Origin of the sequence: Sphingobacterium sp. Mn56C (assembly GCF_049319645.1) — a bacterium.
GTDB lineage: Bacteria > Bacteroidota > Bacteroidia > Sphingobacteriales > Sphingobacteriaceae > Sphingobacterium.
Map to the genome: position 1 here is coordinate 389,932 of NZ_JBMOUC010000003.1, position 22,163 is coordinate 412,094.

Annotated in this window: 20 protein-coding genes; 15 read left to right on the forward strand and 5 right to left on the reverse strand. The window is 39.2% G+C overall.

Annotation, left to right across the window (positions count from 1 at the left end; all coding sequences use genetic code 11):
• Positions 1-4 precede the first annotated feature (4 nt).
• Both ACL9RF_RS11280 and rsgA read right to left on the reverse strand, forming a co-directional pair.
• Positions 5-1,810 (reverse strand): hypothetical protein, encoded by a 1,806-nt coding sequence (locus ACL9RF_RS11280; protein WP_422800732.1) that lies wholly within the window; start codon positions 1,808-1,810, stop codon positions 5-7.
• 125 nt (positions 1,811-1,935) lie between these two features.
• On the reverse strand, positions 1,936-2,856 hold the full coding sequence (rsgA, locus tag ACL9RF_RS11285) for a ribosome small subunit-dependent GTPase A (protein WP_422800733.1): 921 nt from the start codon (positions 2,854-2,856) through the stop codon (positions 1,936-1,938).
• 119 nt (positions 2,857-2,975) lie between these two features.
• On the opposite strand from rsgA, the gene polA reads away from it, so the two are divergent.
• The 11 genes from polA (at position 2,976) to ACL9RF_RS11340 (ending at position 16,291) form a co-directional block, all read left to right on the forward strand.
• On the forward strand, positions 2,976-5,780 hold the full coding sequence (polA, locus tag ACL9RF_RS11290) for a DNA polymerase I (RefSeq protein ID WP_422800734.1): 2,805 nt from the start codon (positions 2,976-2,978) through the stop codon (positions 5,778-5,780).
• Between the two features lie 15 nt (positions 5,781-5,795).
• Complete coding sequence (locus ACL9RF_RS11295; RefSeq protein ID WP_422800735.1) at positions 5,796-6,923, forward strand: toxin-antitoxin system YwqK family antitoxin; 1,128 nt, start codon at positions 5,796-5,798, stop codon at positions 6,921-6,923.
• Between the two features lie 47 nt (positions 6,924-6,970).
• Positions 6,971-7,624, forward strand: a complete 654-nt coding sequence (locus tag ACL9RF_RS11300; protein WP_422800736.1) for a phosphatidylserine decarboxylase family protein — start codon at positions 6,971-6,973, stop codon at positions 7,622-7,624.
• Positions 7,625-7,681: 57 nt separating this feature from the next.
• On the forward strand, positions 7,682-8,716 hold the full coding sequence (locus tag ACL9RF_RS11305; RefSeq protein WP_422800737.1) for a sensor histidine kinase: 1,035 nt from the start codon (positions 7,682-7,684) through the stop codon (positions 8,714-8,716).
• Positions 8,717-8,780: 64 nt separating this feature from the next.
• A complete protein-coding gene (locus ACL9RF_RS11310) occupies positions 8,781-9,428 on the forward strand; it encodes a DUF47 domain-containing protein (RefSeq protein WP_422800738.1) in 648 nt (215 codons plus the stop codon).
• 33 nt (positions 9,429-9,461) lie between these two features.
• Positions 9,462-10,472, forward strand: coding sequence for an inorganic phosphate transporter (locus ACL9RF_RS11315; RefSeq protein WP_422800739.1), 1,011 nt, complete (start codon positions 9,462-9,464; stop codon positions 10,470-10,472).
• A 240-nt stretch (positions 10,473-10,712) separates the two neighbouring features.
• Positions 10,713-12,074, forward strand: coding sequence for an OmpA family protein (locus tag ACL9RF_RS11320; protein WP_422800740.1), 1,362 nt, complete (start codon positions 10,713-10,715; stop codon positions 12,072-12,074).
• Between the two features lie 161 nt (positions 12,075-12,235).
• Entirely contained in the window at positions 12,236-13,642 is a 1,407-nt protein-coding gene (locus tag ACL9RF_RS11325) for a tetratricopeptide repeat protein (RefSeq protein WP_422800741.1), read from the forward strand.
• Complete coding sequence (locus ACL9RF_RS11330) at positions 13,643-14,392, forward strand: shikimate dehydrogenase family protein (RefSeq protein ID WP_422800742.1); 750 nt, start codon at positions 13,643-13,645, stop codon at positions 14,390-14,392.
• A gap of 25 nt (positions 14,393-14,417) precedes the next feature.
• Positions 14,418-15,059 carry an MBL fold metallo-hydrolase gene (locus tag ACL9RF_RS11335; RefSeq protein ID WP_422800743.1) on the forward strand — a complete coding sequence of 214 codons (642 nt, stop codon included), beginning with the start codon at positions 14,418-14,420 and terminating at the stop codon, positions 15,057-15,059.
• Entirely contained in the window at positions 15,056-16,291 is a 1,236-nt protein-coding gene (locus tag ACL9RF_RS11340; protein WP_422800744.1) for an FtsX-like permease family protein, read from the forward strand. The genes ACL9RF_RS11335 and ACL9RF_RS11340 overlap by 4 nt, the downstream gene beginning before the upstream one ends.
• A gap of 28 nt (positions 16,292-16,319) precedes the next feature.
• On the opposite strand, the gene ACL9RF_RS11345 is transcribed toward ACL9RF_RS11340, so the two are convergent.
• Complete coding sequence (locus tag ACL9RF_RS11345) at positions 16,320-16,970, reverse strand: hypothetical protein (protein WP_422800745.1); 651 nt, start codon at positions 16,968-16,970, stop codon at positions 16,320-16,322.
• Positions 16,971-17,034: 64 nt separating this feature from the next.
• Entirely contained in the window at positions 17,035-17,307 is a 273-nt protein-coding gene (locus tag ACL9RF_RS11350; RefSeq protein WP_422800746.1) for a NifU family protein, read from the reverse strand.
• 210 nt (positions 17,308-17,517) lie between these two features.
• On the opposite strand from ACL9RF_RS11350, the gene ACL9RF_RS11355 reads away from it, so the two are divergent.
• From ACL9RF_RS11355 to coaBC, 3 genes are read left to right on the forward strand one after another with little or no spacing between them, the layout of a single operon-like run.
• Positions 17,518-18,441, forward strand: a complete 924-nt coding sequence (locus ACL9RF_RS11355) for an outer membrane protein assembly factor BamD (RefSeq protein WP_422800747.1) — start codon at positions 17,518-17,520, stop codon at positions 18,439-18,441.
• 20 nt (positions 18,442-18,461) lie between these two features.
• Entirely contained in the window at positions 18,462-18,791 is a 330-nt protein-coding gene (locus ACL9RF_RS11360; RefSeq protein ID WP_422800748.1) for a DNA-directed RNA polymerase subunit omega, read from the forward strand.
• A gap of 15 nt (positions 18,792-18,806) precedes the next feature.
• Complete coding sequence (gene coaBC / locus ACL9RF_RS11365; protein ID WP_422800749.1) at positions 18,807-20,021, forward strand: bifunctional phosphopantothenoylcysteine decarboxylase/phosphopantothenate--cysteine ligase CoaBC; 1,215 nt, start codon at positions 18,807-18,809, stop codon at positions 20,019-20,021.
• Here the strand turns inward: coaBC and ACL9RF_RS11370 are convergent.
• Positions 20,016-21,383, reverse strand: a complete 1,368-nt coding sequence (locus ACL9RF_RS11370; protein WP_422800750.1) for a methyltransferase RsmF C-terminal domain-like protein — start codon at positions 21,381-21,383, stop codon at positions 20,016-20,018. The genes coaBC and ACL9RF_RS11370 overlap by 6 nt on opposite strands.
• An 80-nt stretch (positions 21,384-21,463) precedes the next feature.
• On the opposite strand from ACL9RF_RS11370, the gene ACL9RF_RS11375 reads away from it, so the two are divergent.
• Positions 21,464-21,856 carry an SRPBCC domain-containing protein gene (locus ACL9RF_RS11375; protein WP_422800751.1) on the forward strand — a complete coding sequence of 131 codons (393 nt, stop codon included), beginning with the start codon at positions 21,464-21,466 and terminating at the stop codon, positions 21,854-21,856.
• The last annotated feature ends 307 nt before the right edge of the window (positions 21,857-22,163 follow it).

The following is a 22,163-nucleotide window of genomic DNA, read 5'->3' on the forward strand; positions in this document are numbered from 1 at the left end:
GCAATTACTTTTCTTCCTCTTCGTTGGATTTATCTTTCTTCTTAAAAATCCCTTTAATAAAATCCCCTGTTTTCTGCACTGCAGATTTCGCTCCGGTTACTACATTTTTTGTTGTCTCTGCCGTTCCCATCAGCTTCGCTTCTCGCTCTGGCCCTATACCGGCGCATTGTTTTATGCCGTCGAGTAAACTTTGCCAGAGGGTTTTAAAAAATGGGTATTCCGGCACGCGGGTATAGTTTATTTTCCCTTTATGATATACCTCATTCGCGTCTGGATTGCTGTCGTTGATTAAAATCTGGTTTACCAAAAAGGAGGCTACCTTTAGGCCTTTCTTCTTCTCCTCCTCCCCTGGTGCTGCCAGGAGTTTAATTTTAAGCTCATTATAGTCAAACGTAAAGGAGCCCCAGTTTTTTCGATCTGTACCTTCCATATTAAAAGCTATTCTTTTGATATTTCCAGACCCGATTTCTACATTCAACAGCGGCTGTAAAATACGGTTAAATGCAGGTGCTTTCATGCTACCTACTGTACCACTGTAGGTGTAGTACCCGCTGCTGCTTAACATATCGAAACCAAATTTAGCATGTAGGCTTCCTGAATTCATTATCTGCGCTTTAAGATCGGCGCGCATAAATTTGTCTTTATTTAGTTGCTGTATATCGTTTGTTACATTCGTTAATGTGCCAGTGGCGCCGTTGAAGCTTATCGACCCTTCCCGGTTGTACTTTTGTGAAAACTCGTGGTATGTAACAGAGATATTGTCGACAAAAACGGTGTCTATACGCAGTAGCTTTTGCGCTTTCATTAAGAGTTGATGTGGAGACTTACCGATTTTATTCACCGGCTTGCTGTAGTAGCGTTTGTCGGCATATAAATCGGCACTGCCATTTTTAACCTGTATTTTCGAGGCAATCGTTTGTTGGTTATCTAAGAGCTGCTTAAAGTCGAGGTTTTCAAATCTTAGCGTATCAAACTTCAACACTGCCATGGTCACATTTTTATTTTGTTTCTTATAAAATGCTGCTCGGCTCATTTTGGGCTGGTAGACAACCTTGGTAAGCAATACATTATGCTCGCGGGTATTTATGCTCAGGTTGTCGAATTTCACCTGGTAAAAATCATCAGGCAGGTTATAGGCAAAGCCGGGTACATCCACCGTTATCATTTTGGTATAGAAAAATCGGGTACTATCTTTCAAGGATGTCTCATCGACCAACACATCATGCACCTTAATATTCACCTCTTCCAAGTCGATGTCGCTACTTTTACCCTGATCAATTTTGGAGTATTTAAATTTTATCTTATCCAGCTGGATATCGCGAACATTGATGGAGTTGAAGATGTCTTTAACATTTTCATAAAGGGTCTTTTTAGGTTTGGTAGAAACGGTGTCGTTATAGGCGTGGTACTCCGATATAAGCTGTATATTAGGCTCTATAAGCGCTATAGAACGGATGTTTAGCTTTTTCTTGGCCAGGATATCCATTAAACTAAAGCTGCGCACTTTTAATGCCTTTAATTTGATATGGTATCGGTTGTTGGGGGCATCTTTCGTAGCCACTTGCTGCTGATATACCGTAGAATCGGGGATCAACTCGGCATTGGACAATGTTACATTCCCCAGGGCGATATTTAAATCCAGGTTGTCGTAATTTAACCTGTATAGACCATCGGTTGCATTGTGCACGACCTCTTTTAGTTTTGTGTCGACAATAGGTTTCCAATTGCGGCTAAAATACCAGATAAGCCCCGCTAAAATTAATATTATAGCAAGCAAAATTCCTAAAATCCATTTCCAAACGGCCTTCATTATGGTTAAATTTTATTGTTTTATAACAAACAACAATACGAAATAGCTTTTTGTTTTATCCCTGAGATAAAAAAGCTTGATAACCTGATGGAAATGCGAAAAAATAGACTTTCAAAAGGATTGCCTTAGTTTCGATTGTCTTCATTATGGTAGATAGAAAGGTAGCTTTCATAACGAGAGACTTCAATATCTCCTTCTTCTACAGCGGCTAACACCACACAACCGGGTTCGTTTATGTGTCGGCAGTTATTAAACCTACATTGGTTCATTAGCTGTCGCATTTCAGGAAAGTAATGGGATAGCTCTTGTTTTTCGATATCTACAACGCCTAGCTCGCGAATACCGGGTGTATCGATTAAATGGCCGCCAAAGGGTAGAGCAAACATTTCGGCAAAGGTGGTGGTGTGTTTCCCCTTGTCCGACCAGGCTGAGATTTTTCCAGTACGTAGCTCGGCATCGGGAATAATACTGTTAATTAGGGTGGATTTACCGACCCCCGAATGCCCCGATACTAAGGTTACCTTGTCTTTCAACAGCTCTTTAATAACATCGATATGGGTGCCTTCCATTGCCGATACGGTATAACAAGGGTATCCAATATCTTTGTAGATACGCATATATTCTTCAAGGATTGCTAACCCTTCATCGCTAAATAGGTCGAGTTTATTAAACACCAAAACTGCAGGAATATCATAGGCTTCTGCAGTAACTAAAAAGCGGTCAATAAAGCCTAAGGATGTCGGTGGCGATGCTAGCGTAACGACTAAAATAGCTTGGTCAAGGTTTGCCCCTATAATTTGGGTTTGCTTGGAAAGGTTAACCGACCTGCGGATAATATAGTTTCGCCGCGGTACCAAGGTATGAATGGTTCCGACATTTTCTTCCGCTTCCCTATCAAACTCCACCCAATCTCCTACGGCAATTGGGTTTGTGGTTTTCATGCCTTTGGTACGGAACTTTCCTTTTATTCTACAGCTGTAATACTGCCCATCCGCGGCACCGACCAAATACCAACTCCCTGTCGATTTCATCACCAAACCTCTCATTACCGAATTATACTAAAGGGTTAAAAATTGTTACCATTTTACAAAAGTCGCAAAAAAATATTAATATCATCGTGTATTGATTTTATTACCTTTGTATAGGACACATAATTACATTTTTAGTGAAAAAATTATTTCTTCTGGACGGAATGGCGCTGATTTACAGAGCGTATTTTGCCTTGAGCAAAACGCCTCGCTTAACGTCGTACGGCTTAAATACTGGGGCGATCATGGGCTTCACAAATACCTTATTGGAGGTGTTGAAAAACCATAGCCCTTCGCATATTGCGGTTGTTTTTGATACTTCGGCACCCACCATCCGACATATAGAATTTGAAGCTTATAAAGCTCACCGCCAGGAGATGCCGGAGGACTTAAGTAAGTCTATTCCTTATATCTTTAAACTTATTGAGGGCTTTAATATCCCTATCATCACAAAGGATGGATTTGAGGCTGATGATATTATTGGAACTTTGGCAAAGAAGGCCGAAAAAGCGGGTTATACGGTGTATTGTATGACGCCTGACAAGGATTTTGGTCAGCTGGTATCGGAAAATATTTTTATTTTAAAGCCTGCCCGTATGGGCAATGGTGCTGAGGTATTGGGTGTGCAGGAGATCTTGGACAAGTGGGAAATTACGAAGGTGGAGCAAGTTATTGATATCTTAGGCCTGTGGGGCGATGCGGTAGATAATATCCCAGGGATCCCGGGAATCGGCGAAAAAACAGCAAAAAAACTGATCGCTGAATATGGCTCGGTTGAGGGCTTGATTGCGAATACGGATAAACTTAAAGGCAAACAGCAGGAGAATGTTATTAATTTCGCAGAGCAGGGTTTGATTTCTAAAAAATTAGCGACTATTTTATTGGATGTCCCTATCGAACTGGATGAAAATAAATTGTTGCTGGAGGCTCCGGATAGGTCTTTATTGGAACCACTTTTTGCGGAGTTGGAATTCCGTACCTTAGGGAAGCGTGTCTTTGGCGATGATTTTTCTGTTCCTGAAACGGGTGCTAAAGCTGCTGCCGGACAGATGGACCTTTTTGCTGCGGTAGTTGAAAGCGCTAATGTGGGTAATGCTGCCGACCTGCAGGCGGCGGCTACGGCTACAGCGTCCAACATACATAATACTGCACATAGTTATACCTTAGTTCAAGGCGATACAGCTATTAAGGAGCTGGTCGCTAAATTGTCTGCTCAAAAGGCCGTATGTTTTGATACGGAGTCTACTGGTCTGGATGCGCTAACGGTGGAGATCGTTGGCCTCTCCTTTTCTATGGAGGCTGGCAAGGCTTTTTATGTGCCTACACCGAAAGATCCTTCAGAGGCACAGCGTATTGTTGACTTCTTTAAACCGGTATTGGAGGACGAAAATATCCTTAAAATCGGCCAAAATATTAAATATGATATCCTCCTTTTATCGCGTTATAATATTACGGTGAAAGGGCCTTTGTTTGATACCATGCTGGCGCATTATTTGATTGACCCGGATACGCGCCATGGGATGGATATCTTGGCGGAAACTTATTTGAATTATACGCCGGTTTCGATAACCGAGTTAATTGGGGGTAAGGGTAAAAACCAGGGTAATATGCGCGATGTAGACGTAGAAAAGGTGAGCGAATATGCGGGCGAAGATGCCGATATTACGTATCAGCTTTACCAGAAATTTGAACCTTTATTGGCTGAAACAGCAACAAAGGATTTGGCCGAACAGGTGGAGTTCCCTTTGGTGTATGTGCTGTCGGAGATCGAGAAAAATGGTGTTAAAATTGATGTCGACACGCTCAAAAACTTTTCTGCAGCCTTAGAGAAGGATATTAATGTGCTGGAAAATAGTATTTATGAAAAGGCGGGAGTAAAATTTAATATTGCTTCGCCTAAGCAGTTGGGCGAGGTGCTGTTTGACAAGCTGCAGCTGGATCCTAAGGCTAAAAAAACAAAAACCGGACAGTATAAAACGGGTGAAGAGGTGCTTGTTACCTTAGCGCATAAATCGGATATTGTTCAGGATATCCTGGATTTTAGGCAGTATCAAAAATTGAAATCTACGTATGTAGACGCTTTACCGTCCTTAATAAATACCGAAACAGGTTTGATTCACACCTCCTACAACCAGGCGGTGGCGGCAACGGGGCGTTTAAGTTCGACCAACCCCAACTTACAGAATATCCCTATTCGCACCGAAAAGGGTAGAGAGGTACGGAAGGCCTTTATTGCACGTAGTGAAGACCATATCTTACTATCTGCCGATTACTCGCAAATTGAATTGCGTATTATGGCCGAATTAAGTCAGGATGAAAATATGTTGGATGCTTTTGCTAAAGGCCATGATATTCACCGCGCCACGGCGGCCAAAGTTTATGGCGTCGCCTTGGAGGAGGTAACATCGGACCAACGTAGAAATGCAAAGGCTGTAAACTTTGGTATTATTTATGGGCAGTCTGCTTTTGGTTTATCGCAGAGCCTCGGTATTCCGCGTAAGGAGGCCGCGGATATGATTGCGCAGTATTTTGAGCAGTACAAGGGGATTAAGAATTATATGTCTACTGCCATAGAAAATGCCAAAGAAAAAGGATATGTGGAAACCATTCTAAAAAGAAGACGTTATTTAAGGGATATAAACTCGGCTAATATGACGGTGCGCGGTTTTGCCGAACGTAATGCTATAAATGCGCCAATACAGGGGTCTGCAGCGGATATGATTAAGGTGGCTATGCTTAATATACAACAGGATATTAAAACACAGAAGCTTCAGGGAAAAATGATTATGCAGGTTCACGATGAGTTGGTGTTCGACGTTCCGAAAGCCGAAGTCGACGCTTTTAAAGCTATTATTATGGATCGTATGAAAAATGCCATTGCTATGCGTGTTCCTTTGGAGGTAGAAATTGGTGAAGGAAAGAATTGGCTTGAAGCACATTAATTTATTTTTATAATTATGTACAGAATTATTTATTGTTTCCTTTTTGTTTGTTTCCTAACGCCGTCTTTATCTGCGCAGGAACAGAAATCGGTATACTTTGAAAAAGGTCCTGAGGGTACGACACGCCTGTATTATGATAAAAATTATTTCTTAGTCGATAAAGATTGTCCTTATAAATTTATGGAAAGGGTTGCTGTTTTTGATGCCGCAACCCAGAAATTTAATGGCGAATTCAAGGATTTTGACCCGAATGGTCGTCTGCTTTTGGCAGGTTCCTATACGGATGGAAAAAAGAATGGCTCGTTTAAGGCGTATCACCCAAATGGACAGCTGAAATGGGAAACTGCATTTGTAGACAATGAAATTGAGGGTTCATGGAAGTATTATTATCCGGATGGTAAACCGATGTTGTTTTTAACGATAAGCAAAAGTGATTTTTTTATTAATCAATTTTGGGATCGGCTGGGAAAACAACAGGTAAAAGATGGTGAGGGGGAGTATAATATGACCTTTCCGGTGTATGGATTCACCGAACATGGCTTTCCTTTATACAATCGTAGCGGTAGGGTGAGCAATGGTAAACCTACAGGAATTTGGTATACTTCTTTTGTGACGACAGAAAAAAAACCACAGCGTTACTTGGTGCTTACGGAACGCTTTGAAAATGGTAGCCTCATCGGCCATCAGTTGGATGCAGATTTTAGCGATATGTATATTCCGCTGGAAAAATTTGAATTGATACCGGTAGATTTCTTCCCTCGGGCGGAGGCTTTAATGGCTAAAGACTGTACTTTTGACCAGTTTACAGGATTCTCGTCTTTCATTGCCGAAAAATTCAGCTTTGTTTTGGAGAAGCTTTTATTTCAGAGTCCGGATGATTTAGATGCTACACTGGTTTACCAAGTGCAGGTGTCTAAGGATGGGAACCCCTCTCGAATAGAAATAATAAACATGCCTGAAAACCTTTCTAAAACAAACGTTTCAAAGCTTAAACAGGCATTCAATCAGATTTATTATTACCTGCCGTCTTACTTAAACGATAAACCAATACAAGATAAGCTGACGGTTACCGTAAATTTAAAAACGAGGGGTGAGCAGTTTTTTATTCCTCCGGTAGAAATTAAAAGAGAAAAAGGACAGTAGTTTTTTATTTGACATAGATAACTATATTTGTAAAAATTATTTTCAGCATGAAATTTCATAAAGAGGGTTACACCAGTTTAGCTTTAGTCGTATTATTCATTTTCGTTATTAATGCTGTTGCCAACTATTTCGATGCAAATCAGGTTGTGCAATGGATATTATACATTATTTCGGCATTTCTTTTTATTACAATTGTACAATTCTTCAGAAGCCCGAATAAAAGCATCCAATTGGATGATAATGTGGTGCTTTGTCCTGCCGACGGTAAGGTTGTGGTTATTGAGGAAGCGGTGGAGACCGAATATTTCAACGATAAACGTATTCAGGTGTCGGTATTTATGTCGCCCGTAAACGTACACGTAAATAGAAACCCAATTTCTGGAATTGTATCATACTTTAAATATCACCCCGGGAAATTTTTGGTGGCTTGGCATCCGAAGTCTTCCACAGAAAATGAAAGAACAACCGTAGTCGTAAAGAAAAATAATGGCGTTGAAGTGCTTTTCCGTCAAATTGCAGGAGCCTTAGCACGCCGAATTGTATGGTATGTCGAGGAAAACCAAACGGTACAGCAAGGGGAAGAGTTTGGCTTTATAAAGTTTGGTTCGCGTGTCGACTTGTTCTTGCCGTTGGGAACTAAGGTGGAGGTAAATATCGATGATAAAGTCGTGGGTGGAAAAACCGTAATCGCTAGATTTTAATAGTATCTTAATATTAATATACCTAATTTTAGCCTCATATTTTTTGAGGCTTTTTTTATGAATTATAGAATTCTGGTTTTTTATATTGCGCTAACTATTGCTTCGTCTTTAGCTGTATTAAGCTTTTATTACGAGCGTAGCTGGTATCATTTTTTTATAATTATCACGGTATCTTTTGTGGTATCTTTTATGCTGATAACGCAGCTCTTCCATCGCTATATTAATGAACGTATAAGTAATATTTATAAGTTAATTCGTAGCTTAAAACTTGGCAAGGAGATGAAAGAGGTGCTCGCCGAGCATGCGATTGACGACCCTGTAAAGAGCGCTGAACAGGAGGTGCGCGACTGGGCACGGCAAAAGTCTACAGAAATTGATCAGTTAAGGGCTCAGGAGAAATTCCGCCGTGAATTTCTATCGAATATCTCTCACGAATTTAAAACGCCTTTGTTTGCGGTGCAGGGTTATATAGAAACGTTACAGGATGGCATGCTGGCGGAGGACCCTGATATGGCGACGATGTTCTTGGATAAGGCGGCGAAAAATATCGACCGCTTAACGTATCTTATCAATGATTTGGATGAGATCTCTAAACTGGAAACCGGTAAAATATCGTTAAATATTCAAAAATTCGATATTGTGGCTTTAATTTTTGATACGGTTGATCATTTGGTCGATAAGGCTTCCCGCCATAATATCGTGCTGAAAGTGGATATAAAAAACCATACCCCGCAGTTTGTGAAAGCGGATCTTTTAAAAATTCAACAGGTATTAATTAATTTAATCGACAATTCCATTAAGTATGGACGAAACGGTGGTAAAACGACCATCAGCATATTCCCGCTCTTAGACCAGATTTTAATTGAGGTTACGGATAATGGACACGGGATTGAAGAAAAATACCTCCCCCGCGTTTTTGAGCGTTTCTTCAGAACCGACAAGAGCAGATCCAGGGATGTTGGCGGCTCGGGTTTAGGGCTCTCGATCGTAAAACATATTATGGAGGCGCACCAGCAAACGGTAAACGTTCGCAGTACCGAAGGGGTGGGAACGACCTTTGGTTTTACATTGTCCAAATCGAAAAACAACTAAGTCAAACCAAACTTAACATTAAATTAACATTAAGGTTATACTTTTGTAGCAAACTATAAGTAATATGTCTTTAAATAGCATTTTTCAATATTTTGTCCCTAAGGACAAAAAATTCTTCCCTTTATTTGAACAAGCAGGAGCTAATCTGATTGATATGGCTAAATTGCTAAAGGAGAGTGTTAACTGTGTTGACTTAGAAAAAAGAAAAGAAATTTCCAAAACAATTGAAGATTTGGAACATACCGGCGATAATATTACCCATCAAATTCATTTGGAATTGGGGCGTAACTTTATTACCCCTTTTGATCGAGAGGATATTCATGCGTTGGCAAGCTCTTTGGATGATGTGGCCGATTTTATTCATGGCGCATCTAACCGCATGCAATTATATAAGGTTGAAAAACCAACACAGCCGATGATTGAAATCTCGGAACTGATATTGGAAGCTACTGAATATGTTGCTAAGGCCTTATTTGAACTGAAGGACCTTAAAAACATCCGTAATATTACCGACTCTTGTGTTCGCATTAATAGTGTAGAAAATAAAGCCGACTATATTTTTGATAAAGCATTGGCTGAACTGTTTGAATACGAAAAGGACGCTATCACCCTTATTAAACAAAAAGAAGTTTTATCGGCGATGGAGGATGCTACAGACAAGTGTGAGGATGTAGCCAACGTTTTGGAAAGTATTCTAGTTAAAAATGCGTAAGGCTATTACCAAATAGCGTAGAAATATAATATTATGATAACAACATTATTAGTCGTGGTTATCGTTTTGGCCATCGCCTTTGATTATATCAATGGTTTCCATGATGCAGCCAATTCTATAGCAACTATTGTATCCACAAAGGTATTAACACCTTTTGTAGCGGTACTTTGGGCGGCACTTTTTAACTTTATTGCCTACTTTGTATTTACAGACCATAAGGTTGCTAATACCATTGCAAAGACGGTTATTGAAGAGTATATTACTTTGGAAGTAATTTTTGCTGGTTTAGTAGCAGCCATTGCTTGGAATTTATTTACTTGGTATTATGGTATCCCTTCGTCGTCATCGCACACTTTAATCGGTGGTTTTGCAGGCTCGGGAATGGCTTATGCCTTATTTATGGGCACCAACCCTATAGATGCGATCAACTTAAGTGCGACCTTAAAGATTCTTTCTTTTATTGTTTTAGCACCGGTCATCGGTATGACAATTTCCATTATTATTACCTTAATCATTATCAATATCTGTAAAAAAACAAAACCTAGTGTCGCAGAGAAATGGTTTAAAATTTTACAGCTTATTTCATCTGCAGGGTTAAGTTTTGCGCACGGTGGTAACGATGCTCAAAAGGTAATGGGTATTATTGCTACGGCTTTAATTGCTCAAAATGTAATCGGTTCTTTCGAGGAAATGCCGGAATGGGTGCCTCTATCTTGTTATGTGGCCATTGCTGCCGGTACCATGAGTGGCGGCTGGAAGATTGTAAAAACTATGGGCACGAAGATTACTAAAGTTACGCCTTTAGAGGGGGTGAGTGCCGAGACTGCGGGTGCCTTGACTTTAGGTATCACGGAGCATTTTGGTATCCCTGCTTCTACTACCCATACCATTACGGGTGCTATCATTGGTGTTGGTGTGGTAAAACGTGTTTCTGCGGTTCGCTGGGGTGTAACAATCAGTTTACTGTGGGCTTGGATTTTAACCATACCGGTTAGTGCTATACTGGGTGGAGCAACTTTAGCAATTATTCATTATTTCTTTTAAGAATCTGATATAGCGAATAATTTTTAAAAATAGGTTGTAATTTTTTTATTGTTAAACGTTGAATTTCGCACTAAACATTTGTTATATAGTGTATAAATGTTTAGTTTTACAGTCGAATATATAATAACACAATTATTTATACATAACAGGTTTGCTAAATTATTTTGGCATTGTTATTGTTAAGTTATGTTAAATTTCGAAGAGAACAATTAAAAATTTAATAATCTTAAAACAAAGAGTATGAACTATTCTACAATTAAAAAAACAGCTATTGCAGCTTCTTTAGTAGCCGCTCTTGGTTACGCTGAAAATGCACAAGCGCAAGCGCAAGTTTTTGGTGGCCGTAGTCAATATAGAACTTGGTCTATTGGTGTTCAAGGTGGTATTACTACTCCTAACGTTATCGTTGGTGGTTCTAACGCTTTCGGTCAACAAGTTGGTTACTTCAAAAACAAAGTTGGTGAGTACTACGGTTTAACTGTTCGTAAACAATTCTCTCACTTATTCGGTTTAGAAGTTGAAGGTAACCGCGGTTCGATCAAAACTTTCAATAGCAACGGTGCTGCAGAAGGTAAGAACAACGCTTCTTCTGTAAAAACAGATGTAAACTGGGCAGCGAGCTTAAACGGGGTTTTCCAATTGGGTACAATTGACTTCTTAAGAAGAGAAAACGCAGTTAACTTCTACGCTAAAGTGGGTTTCGGGGTATTGGCTAACAACCCTGTTCAATACGGCGATAAAGATTTTAACAATGTTGTATACAACAACAAAGGAAATTGGAATGGAGAACTTTCTGGCGAACGTACCGGTGGCGATAAAGACTACAAATTAGCTACTTACGTCCCAGTTGGTGTTGGTGTTAAATTCAAATTATCTGAAGTTGTTGCCTTGAACTTAGGTTACACCATGAACTTCACGGATGATAACTTATTATACGGATCAGCAAGAACAGACTACAAAGGTAAATTCTCTAATGTTTACGGTGGTTTAGAGTTTACTTTAGGATCTAGATCTAAAGAAAGCTTAACTTTTGCTAACCCTGTTTCAAACCTTTACGATGAGTTAAAAGACCCTTCATTACGTAATGAAGTTGAAGCTTTAAAACAACGTGTATCTTCTTTAGAATCTACAGTTGATCAATTAAGCAAAGACTCTGATGGTGACGGTGTTTCTGATAAATTTGACAAATGTCCTGGAACTCCTGCAGGTACTGTAGTGGATGGTTCTGGTTGTCCAATCAAATTTCCTGAGCCTGTAAAAGAGACTATCGTAGCTAACGGTTACTATGCTCCAATTCAATTTGAATTTGATAGCTCTGTATTAAAAACTGAATCATACTCTACTTTAGACAAATTAGCGAAAGAACTTCGTGACAGTAAATCTTCTGTAGCTTTGAATGGTTACGCTTCTTCTGAAGGTTCAGATGCTTACAACTTGAACTTATCTAAAGACCGCGCTAATGCTGTTAAACAATACTTAGTTAACGCTGGTGTTGCTGCTTCTAGCATTTCTGCTAAAGGTTTCGGTGAGGCTAATCCTGTTGCTACAAACGCAACTGAAGAAGGACGTATCCAAAACCGTCGTGTTGAAATCAAAAAATAATTTGTAGTTACTTACAAAGTATTAAAAATAAAAGCCACCACTATTTTAGTGGTGGCTTTACTGCTTTATGGTATTTATCCATTTGTTAAATATGTGTAAATGTGGAAAATAAAGTGTTATAATATATATAAAAAAGTGTATTTTTCACGAAATCGTAGCTTATGGAAGAGGAATTTGAATTTGGATCACCAGAGGAACAAAAGAATTCGGTGAATCGATACGAGGAGATGATCCGAAATGACGACCAATACTTTTTTGACGCTGCAGCTTTTGAAAGCATCATTGACTATTATACGGAGAAAAATGATCCGGTAAAGGCTTTACAGGTTATAGAATTTGCGGGTAGTCAGCATCCTTTTGAGACTTCCTTCTTATTAAAGAAGGCACAATTATTGGCAAGCACGCAGCAGTTTACGGCGGCATTAGAAACGTTAGAAAAAGCGGCACTGCTAGAGCCATCAGAAGGCGATATACAGCTTATAAAGGGCTCTATATTTGCTTCTAACGGCCAGTTTAAGGAGGCTGAGGAGGCTTTAAACCGGGCCTTGGAAAATAGCGAAAATAAGGAGGACGTATTCTATCAACTGGCGGGTTTATACCAACTGCAAGGTGAATATGAAAAAGCAGTACATTATTTAAAGAAAACATTAAAGCTAAACCTGGATAATCAGGATGCCTTATACGAACTGGCTTTCTGTTATGATATTTTGGACCGCCAAGAAGAGAGTATTACCTTTTATAATGAGATTATAAATAGGGACCCCTACTCTTATATTGCCTGGTACAACTTAGGGAATGCATTTCATAAACTTCAACGTTTTAATGAAGCGATTGATGCATACGATTATGCCATATTAATCAATGAAAGTTTTGCTTCAGCGTATTTCAATAAGGGGAATGCCTTGGTAAATTTGGATAAATATGCGGATGCTATTGAGGTGTACAAACAAACATTTGAGTATGAACCACCGAATGCGGATACGTATTGCGCAATTGGCGAATGTTATGAGAAGTTGGAACAAATGGATACCGCTAGGGAGTTTTACAAGAAAGCGGTAAAGTTGGATAATGATTTGGCAGATGCTTGGTTTGGTATTGGTGTTACACTAGATTTTGAAGAGCGCTATTTCGAGTCGTTACATTTTTATAAAAAGGCTTTAGATATTGATGATGCAAACCCTGATTATTGGTTTGCCATTGCTGATGCACGTTATAAACTGGGGCAAGTGGAAGCGTCTGAAATCGCCTATGCAAAGGTGGTCGCCTTAAACCCTACGGATATTGAGGCTTGGCTAGATTTCTCGTCGATATATTTTGAGCAGAAAAAAATTGAAAATGCCATTGAGACAATATCGGAGGCGATAAAAATTAACCCCGAAGCGGCAGAATTGTATTATAGATTGGTGGCCTATCTTTTTGCCAACGGACAGTATAATGAGGCGTTAAATTTCTTAGAGTTGGCATTGGCTTTTGGCCCTGAAAAGCATCATATTTTATTTGATTACCTGCCGCAGTTGCAAGACAATCATATTATTTTAGAGATAATAAAAAAATATACGACACAATAGATGATAAAACTTGGTTTAATAGGTTATCCGTTAGGGCATTCTTTTTCAAAAAAATATTATCTGGAGAAATTTGAAAATGAACATATTACGGGGGTGGATTACGATTTGTACCCTGTAGAGCATGTTCCCGATTTTGTTCAGCAGCTTATAGCGGATACTGATTTTAGGGGGTTCAACATTACAATACCGCATAAACAATCGATTATTCCCTTTTTGACCGAGCTTTCGGAGGAGGCACAGGATATGCAGGCTGTAAATTGTGTTACCAGACAGCAAAAAGATGGAAGGGTTGTTTTAAAGGGCTATAATACGGACGCCTTTGGTTTCGAAGAGTCGCTGAAGCCTTTATTAAAACCGGGGCACAAAAAGGCATTGGTCTTGGGAAATGGTGGTGCAGCAAAAGCGGTATTCTACGTGCTTCGTAAATTGGGTATAGCGTATTTACGGGTAAGCCGAACAGCGGAAAATGGTGATATTACGTATGCTGATTTGGATGAAAATTTAATGCAGACGTATACTCTTATTGTTAATTGTTCGCCTGTCGGCACTTTCCCTCATGTAACGCAGGCACCTGACATTCCTTATCAGTATATAACAGAGGCACATTTATTATATGATTTAATCTACAACCCTGCCGAGACAGCGTTTTTAAAATATGGCAAAGACCGTGGTGCACAGGTTAAAAATGGTTATGATATGTTGGTATTGCAGGCGGAGAAAAACTGGCAGATTTGGTCGAATAACTTTTAAGCAAAATCTTTCTTATTTTTGAAGTATGATTCATATTGAGATTTTAACTTTTAATCCGTACCAGGAGAATACGTATGTATTGTCTGATGAACAACAAAATTGTATAATCATTGACCCCGGCATGCATAACCTTGCCGAGGAGAATCGGTTGAAAGCCTATATACAGGACAATAACCTTAGGCCTATTGCCTTATTAAATACGCACTGCCATGTTGACCATGTTTTAGGGAACAATTTTGTGTACGAGACTTGGGGCTTAAAACCACAGTTTCATGAAGGCGAAATCCCGGTATGGGCTTCCGTTCAGAATTATGCTCCACAAATGGGCTTTAGATATGAACCATCGCCGCTACCGAATACTTTTTTACACGATCAACAGGAAATTGAACTGGGTGAACATACTTTAAAAGCTATCCTCGCACCAGGTCACTCCCCTGCCCATCTTTGTTTTTATGTGGCCGATCAGCATTTCTTGATTGGTGGGGACGTGTTATTTAAAAATAGTATCGGACGTACGGATTTACCGGGTGGCGATCAGGCTACTTTAATAAAAAATATAAAAAATAATATCTATACTTTGCCCGATCAAACAGTGGTATATCCTGGACATGGCCCCAGTACTACAGTCGGTTATGAAAAAAATACAAATCCTTTTGTCCGGGCATGAAAAAACTAAGAATACCTTTACTTTTTGCTTTTAGGTACCTATTTTCTAAAAAGTCTGTCAATGCTATTAACATCATATCAATCATCAGTATTGTAGGTGTTTTTGTAAGTACAGCAGCATTGGTAATTGTATTATCATTTTATAATGGCATGGAAAAATTTATTCTTTCCATGTATAGCAATTTTACACCCCACTTAAGAATTGAACCCCAAAAAGGAAAAACTTTTGATCCTTCGACCTCGGTTTTTCAATCGTTGAAGGTAGATCCCATGGTAAAATATTATACCGAGATCTTGGAAGATAAAATTTTAATCCAGTACGACCAACAACAGTTTGTAGGTCAGCTTAAGGGGGTGTCGCCTGGGGCTTTGGCATCATGGGATGAGCATGAGGTCTTAAATATCGGCAAATTCGCTATTGAAGATGCCGCACAGCAGCAGTATGCCTTAATCGGTGGGCAGATACAGGCTAACTTAAGGATTCCGATAACTGCAACACCCAGTGATATTGAAATATACTACCCTAGAAAGAATGTTTCTTTAAGCAATGTAAATCCCCTGGAGGATTTTAATATTCGCAAAATTGCAGTAAATGGCGTTTTAGCTTATCAGCCTTCTTTTGATAACCTAATATTGACGCCCCTATCTTTTGCCCGGGATGTCTTGGGTGAACCTTCCCGTGTATCGGCCATAGCGATTTATCTACACGACCCTAACCTTAGCGCAGGATTTCAAAAAAAGTTAGAGAAAGAATTAAAGGATGATTTTTGGGTAAAAAACAGGGAGCAGCAGAATCCTACCTTGTATAAAACGGTGAAGTCTGAAAAATGGATCGTTTTCTTTATTTTAACATTTATCGGTATCATCGCTATTTTTAACATTATAGGCTCCTTAACAATGTTGGTTATCGATAAAAAAGAAGATATGAAAATCTTGGAGAGTTTAGGGGCAGAACATAGCGTAATCAAACGGATTTTCTTTTTTGAGGGTATTCTTATCGCCATGATGGGCAGTATAACGGGTATAATCATCGGTTATATTTTCTGCAAAATGCAAGAGCAGTTTGGTCTGATACGCACGGGTGAAATGGAAGGATCGTTAATCGATGTATATCCTATAGATATTCGTCTGCAAGATTTTATCCTTGTATTTTTTACCGTACTAATAACATCGACCCTGGTGGCCTATTTTTCTTCTAAACTTAGTGTTAAAGAAATTCAAAAGGAAAAGTAAAATAAAGTAAAAATTAAAAATACCTTTCTTAGTATTTTAATCGTTCTCGGCTAAAGTCACCACGTTTGATCTGATTGATAAACTCTGCCCATGCAAAAGGATTCAGCAATTGATTGTTACCGCGCTGATTCATATTCCTATTACTCATATTGATATGTCTTTGCGAGGAGTTATAGCTCTGAATTTCTTCAGCACTTCTCGGAACAATACGTGCTAAGGCCGCAATAGCATCGGGGTTTAAATTGCGTCGCGCTACGGCAACGGGATCTTCACCAGGACGCATGGCCAAAAATGCAGCTATATAATCTTCGTAACTGGCATAAGGATATGGCGTAACTGCGGGTAGCTCGATAACCAAACTACGCATTTGTATATGTGCCGTAAATTTATCATCCGGTACATTGGGTACAATAAAGGTTTGGGGATCGTAACCCACGCTGCTAAACTGAATAGTATCACCTACATGCACAACAAAGGAAAAATACCCCTCGTTATTGGCGATAAAAGTCTGGTTATTGTAAGAGCTGTTTTTAATGGTTACAAAGGCAACGGGCAAATCAGAGCCTGTAGAGGTTATAAGCCCGCTAAGCTGAATAATTTTTGTGCTTTGTGCATGTAGATAACCTACATACATAAAGCATAATAACAGGATTAAAAGATATTTTGAGTTCTTCAGCATTTTAACAAAAATAATAAAACAAGGATATTGTTGCTGTTAAAATGTGTTAAGCATACAATTAGAACTATAGCCCTGGTGTTGTAGCATTAGGGTCGTCCATCGCCGTAATATTAATCGCTTCGACAGATACGATTTCAGGTACAGCTTTTTTAATAGCTTGTTCTAATCCTGCCTTAAAAGTCATAATACTCATAGAGCAGCTTGCGCAGGCTCCAAGTAATTTTAACTTCACGACATTATCCTCTGTTATTTCTTCTATACTAACATCACCACCATCTGTTTCCAAATACGGTCTAATGGTATCTAACGCTTGTTCTACTCGTTCACGTAAAGTCATGGGTTTTATCTAACTTAAATAGTTGTAAATATAGTTAAAATAAGTATTATCTTACAAACACCATAACATTTATAGCAGAATAATGACAAGAAGCATTTATGGTTAAAGTTTGTTAAACGCAAAAAAACAGGTCGGTATTCGCTTAAAATCAAGTAAATTGCGTTCCATAATTTAATTGAATATTATCAATAATTGACGTATCTTTGTAAAATGTTTTTAAATAGACGAACAGCTGTAATAATAGCCTTTTTCCTTACCGTATTTGTTTTTACTGGTTGTAAAAGTAAATTCGAGAAACTAAAGAACAGTAATAATATAGCCATGAAATATCAAGAGGCTGTGAAACTGTATGAAAAAGGGAAATACTCCAAAGCATTAATATTATTCGACGATTTAGCGCAAAAATATAGAGGAAGAGCTGAGGCAGAGGATTTGTACTATCTAATTGCTAATGCAAATTATAAATTAAAGGATTACACGTCGGCACGTTATCATTTTAAAAATTTTGCGTCTACCTATCCTGGAAGCCAAAGAGCGGAGGAATGTAGATTTATGTCGGCTTATTGTTTTTATTTAGAATCCCCTCGATCAAATTTAGATCAGGAAAATACACGTAAAGCTATAGACGAACTGCAATTGTTCGTAAATTATTATCCCGAATCGGAGCGCGCGAAAGAAGCAGGAAATCTTATCCAAAAACTCCGCGAGAAGTTGGAAAAGAAAGCATTTGAAAATGCGAAACTTTATTACAATATGGGTATGTCCGACGATTATAGAGCGGCCGTAATAGCCTTAGAAAATGTTTTAAAGCAATACCCCGACACAAAATATGCGGAAGAAATAGAGTTCCTGATTGTTAAATCGCAGTACTTATATGCGCAGAACAGTTATGCAAATAAGCAGGAACAACGTTTCAATGAAGCCATAGACTTCTACGATGCTTTTGTACATGCCTATCCGGATAGTAAATACAGATCTGAGCTGGACGGTATGAAAGCCAACGCAGAAAAGAAAATCGTTACGGCTATCCGTCGTATTAATGAAATCGAAAAATTCAGGTTAGAGCAGGAGAAGGAATTGGGCGTTGAAACCGCGAAGCAGGAAGAAAGTAAATTAGAAAAAGATAAAAAGTAAAATATTTATATATAATAGATATGAGTCAAGTAAAAAACAATGCTGTACCAACTTCAACAGTTACAAGAGATTTAAGAGAGTTGGATAAAACAACTGATAATCTTTATGAATCCATCGTTGTTATCAGCAAAAGAGCAAATCAAATTGGCGTTGAAATCAAAGAAGAATTAAACGCTAAATTGGCTGAGTTTGCAAGCAACAATGATAATCTTGAAGAGGTATTTGAAAACCGCGAACAAATTGAGATTTCTAAGCACTATGAGCGTTTACCAAAACCTTCATTAATTGCTGTTGATGAATTCTTAAATGATAAAGTTTATTTCAGAAACCCTGCAAAGGAACAGGAATAAGCGCAAACTGGAACAATGTCTCTGCCCTTGTTCAAAGATAAAAAAATAGTGCTCGGAGTATGTGGCGGCATCGCCGCATACAAAGCAGCATCTTTGGTTCGCTTGTTAATCAAAGAGCAGGCTTCTGTACAGGTAATTATGACCGCAGAAGCGACACAATTTATTACCCCATTAACGCTATCTACACTTTCCAAAAATCCCGTTCTGATCGATTATTACGACCCTAAAACTGGCGTATGGAATAATCACGTAGATTTAGGCTTATCCGCAGATTTTATTCTTATCGCTCCGGCCACAGCAAACAGCATCGCCAAATTGGCTAATGGTATTTGCGACAACCTACTTACTGCGACATATCTTTCGGCTAAATGCCCCGTATTTATCGCGCCAGCAATGGACCTGGATATGTGGAAACATGCCGCTACAAAGCATAATATAGCGCTTTTAAGGGCCTATGGTAACACCATTATACCACCGGGAAATGGCGAGTTAGCTAGCGGACTTATTGGCCCTGGTCGGCTTCCTGAGCCTGAAGAAATTATTGCATTCTTAGCGGATAAATTAGCCGATTCGCAACCACTAAAAGGAAAAAAAGCTTTGGTTACGGCTGGCCCGACTTATGAAGCAATAGATCCGGTGCGTTTTATTGGTAACCACTCTTCTGGTAAAATGGGCTATGCTATAGCTGCCTCTTTACAAAAACTTGGAGCCGAGGTAATCTTGGTTAGTGGACCTACAGCATTAGCTGCTCCAGACCAGGTTACTTTTATACCGGTACGTACTGCAAAAGAGATGTTCGACACATGCCAGCATTACTTTAATAGCGTACATATTGCGGTTATGAGTGCCGCAGTTGCCGATTATACACCGAAAGTCGTTGCTAAAGAAAAAATAAAAAAGAAAGAAACGGATTTTACCATCGAGCTGCAGAAGACCGTTGATATATTAGCGACTCTTGGCCAACAGAAAACGGCAAACCAAACCTTGGTAGGTTTCGCATTAGAAACGCATAACGAATTACAAAACGCCAAGGATAAATTAATTAAGAAAAATGCGGATTTTATAGTGCTTAATTCTATGCAAGATAAAGGCGCAGGTTTCGGCAGCGATACAAACAAGATTACGGTTATTTCTCGTCAACAGGAGATTCGGGCGTTTACGTTAAAAAGTAAAAAAGAGGTCGCAAAAGATATCTGCAACCTCATTGTTCAGCACCAGCAATCTTTATAGATGCTGTATTCTCAATTCTTTCGGGTAATAGTTATTTATACGATTCGATATAGCCTTAATCCAGCCGAGATTAACGCCTTTGTAACGCATTAAAACCCATCCTTTAAGCCCTTCCGGATTTATCTCCGTACCCAGATTATCCTTACGTAAAAAACATAGCGAATCAGCTAAGGAAAGATCGATTGCTGGAATATTAGGCTGTATTAAATTGCTTAAGGCGAGGTCATGGCTTGGTATAATTTCTTTTCCGACTAGTTTACCAATGGTCGTTCCGGCATTTTTAAGGTATAAAACTTTCTGTAGGGCTACAAGGTCCGTTTCATAGGCCTTAGGAAAAACATGGATATGGTCATGATGCAGAAAAGCAAAATTCTCCTCCATATTTACCCATTGTTGAGGGAGATTTTGCGGTATACCACTTTTCTCGGTTTTAAGCTTTTTCATGGAGAAGCCTTGCTGAAGCGCTTTTTTCTTCAATACTGCGCAGAAAAAGCCCTCTCCTTCCACTTGATGTGGATAAAAGCGATATCCAGTAGCTTGGTGCTTATCGGTTTGCGTAAGGTGTATACCCCAACTGTCCGCTACAGCCAAAGGCACATTTTCAAAATCAAATTCATCAATTATCCAATCTACGATGCCTTCGTTTTCTTCTTTAGAATAGGAGCAGGTAGAATAAAATAAATAGCCCCCGGTTTTTAAACTGACCAAACTATCGGCAAGGATTCGTTTTTGTCGCTCACTACATAGCTTAACGTTGGCAAGCGACCACTCCTCTATGGCATCATGGTCTTTATGAAACATCCCTGAACCTGAGCATGGTGCATCTACAACCATCAGGTCAAAGTAGCCTGGCAGGCGTGAGAAAGCACTGGGATCATTATTGGAAACAACAACATTATGACCACCCCAGCGCACCAAATTGTCGTTTAATACCAATACCCTATTTTTAATAATTTCATTGGCTACAAGCATACTATCGCTGCTTAAAGCGCCCTGAATTAGGGTTGATTTTCCACCCGGTGCCGCACATAGATCTAAAGCTTTGATAGGCTGTTCTGTCAATCCCAAGGCCCGTATAGCAAGGTCCAGAAACATAGAGCTTGCCTCCTGTGAGTAATAACAGCCTGCGTGGTATAAAGGATCTAGCGTGAACTTGGGGCGCTCTTTTAGGTAATATCCGCCATTACACCAAGGAATGGCCTTATCAACGTCTAAAGCAGAAACATCAAAATTCTTTGCTGGATTGATACGTATCGAAGCTGTCTTCTGCTCGTGGTCATGAACCGCAATAAAAGCTTCATAGTCAAATTGGGGGTCACCTTTTAGGTGATCTATAAGGTCATTTGGGAGTCTGTTACTCATAGTCAAAAGTAAAAATTCGTCAATTAAAATTCAAACGATGCAGACATAGTTTTCTTATATTTTTTAATGTATTTTTGAATATGAAAACGTTCAAGAAATATTTTATCATTCCTGCCGAACCTGAGGAAGTTTATCTGGCATTGACAACAGAAATTACCATCCGCTTATGGACAGGAGATCAGGTAGAAATAAACCCAACTGAAGGGGGTGCCTTTTCCATGTGGGATGGTGCTATCCAAGGTAAATTTATCCATTTAGAACCTTTTCAAAAGATTGTGCAGCAGTGGTTCTTTGGCGATCAGGAGGAAGACTCTATCGTTACGATTAAGCTTCATGAGCATAAAAAGGGAACTTCATTTGAGGTAAATCATACGAATATTCCAGATGACGCTTATGATGATATTGTAGATGGCTGGATCCATGTTTATGTAGAGAGCTTAATTGAATTTTACGAAGAAGATGGCGTGAACTAATAACGGATTAAAGCATAATAAAAGATACCTTTTCGGTATCTTTTTTTTTGTCTCTTATTTAAAAATCATGGCGCTTATCCACATAATCTCTACAACAATCTGAAACTGTTGATTGTGCGAATTTAAGTCTACTCCTGCCTTTTAAATACCATACACCAGCAGCTCTGCCTTGGTTATGTACCCCGCCCATTCGTATAGGAAAAAAAGATCCGGGAGAAGTAATCAGCCAAGTACTAAAGCAAGCCAGGTTCTATGGCCGTGAAGTGCTAAAGTAAGCCTAAAGGTTAAGTAAGGTTAAGTAAGGCTA

Excerpts from the sequence above, each read along its gene's own strand:
- ACL9RF_RS11325 (WP_422800741.1), top strand. The coding sequence starts at position 12,236 with ATGGAAGAGGAATTTGAATTTGGATCACCAGAGGAACAAAAGAATTCG.
- rsgA (WP_422800733.1), bottom strand. The coding sequence starts at position 2,856 with ATGAGAGGTTTGGTGATGAAATCGACAGGGAGTTGGTATTTGGTCGGT.
- ACL9RF_RS11305 (WP_422800737.1), top strand. The coding sequence starts at position 7,682 with ATGAATTATAGAATTCTGGTTTTTTATATTGCGCTAACTATTGCTTCG.
- coaBC (WP_422800749.1), top strand. The coding sequence starts at position 18,807 with ATGTCTCTGCCCTTGTTCAAAGATAAAAAAATAGTGCTCGGAGTATGT.
- ACL9RF_RS11295 (WP_422800735.1), top strand. The coding sequence starts at position 5,796 with ATGTACAGAATTATTTATTGTTTCCTTTTTGTTTGTTTCCTAACGCCG.
- ACL9RF_RS11320 (WP_422800740.1), top strand. The coding sequence starts at position 10,713 with ATGAACTATTCTACAATTAAAAAAACAGCTATTGCAGCTTCTTTAGTA.
- ACL9RF_RS11360 (WP_422800748.1), top strand. The coding sequence starts at position 18,462 with ATGAGTCAAGTAAAAAACAATGCTGTACCAACTTCAACAGTTACAAGA.
- ACL9RF_RS11370 (WP_422800750.1), bottom strand. The coding sequence starts at position 21,383 with ATGAGTAACAGACTCCCAAATGACCTTATAGATCACCTAAAAGGTGAC.
- ACL9RF_RS11300 (WP_422800736.1), top strand. The coding sequence starts at position 6,971 with ATGAAATTTCATAAAGAGGGTTACACCAGTTTAGCTTTAGTCGTATTA.
- ACL9RF_RS11280 (WP_422800732.1), bottom strand. The coding sequence starts at position 1,810 with ATGAAGGCCGTTTGGAAATGGATTTTAGGAATTTTGCTTGCTATAATA.
- ACL9RF_RS11340 (WP_422800744.1), top strand. The coding sequence starts at position 15,056 with ATGAAAAAACTAAGAATACCTTTACTTTTTGCTTTTAGGTACCTATTT.
- ACL9RF_RS11315 (WP_422800739.1), top strand. The coding sequence starts at position 9,462 with ATGATAACAACATTATTAGTCGTGGTTATCGTTTTGGCCATCGCCTTT.
- ACL9RF_RS11355 (WP_422800747.1), top strand. The coding sequence starts at position 17,518 with ATGTTTTTAAATAGACGAACAGCTGTAATAATAGCCTTTTTCCTTACC.
- ACL9RF_RS11350 (WP_422800746.1), bottom strand. The coding sequence starts at position 17,307 with ATGACTTTACGTGAACGAGTAGAACAAGCGTTAGATACCATTAGACCG.
- ACL9RF_RS11330 (WP_422800742.1), top strand. The coding sequence starts at position 13,643 with ATGATAAAACTTGGTTTAATAGGTTATCCGTTAGGGCATTCTTTTTCA.
- ACL9RF_RS11335 (WP_422800743.1), top strand. The coding sequence starts at position 14,418 with ATGATTCATATTGAGATTTTAACTTTTAATCCGTACCAGGAGAATACG.
- ACL9RF_RS11345 (WP_422800745.1), bottom strand. The coding sequence starts at position 16,970 with ATGCTGAAGAACTCAAAATATCTTTTAATCCTGTTATTATGCTTTATG.
- ACL9RF_RS11310 (WP_422800738.1), top strand. The coding sequence starts at position 8,781 with ATGTCTTTAAATAGCATTTTTCAATATTTTGTCCCTAAGGACAAAAAA.
- ACL9RF_RS11375 (WP_422800751.1), top strand. The coding sequence starts at position 21,464 with ATGAAAACGTTCAAGAAATATTTTATCATTCCTGCCGAACCTGAGGAA.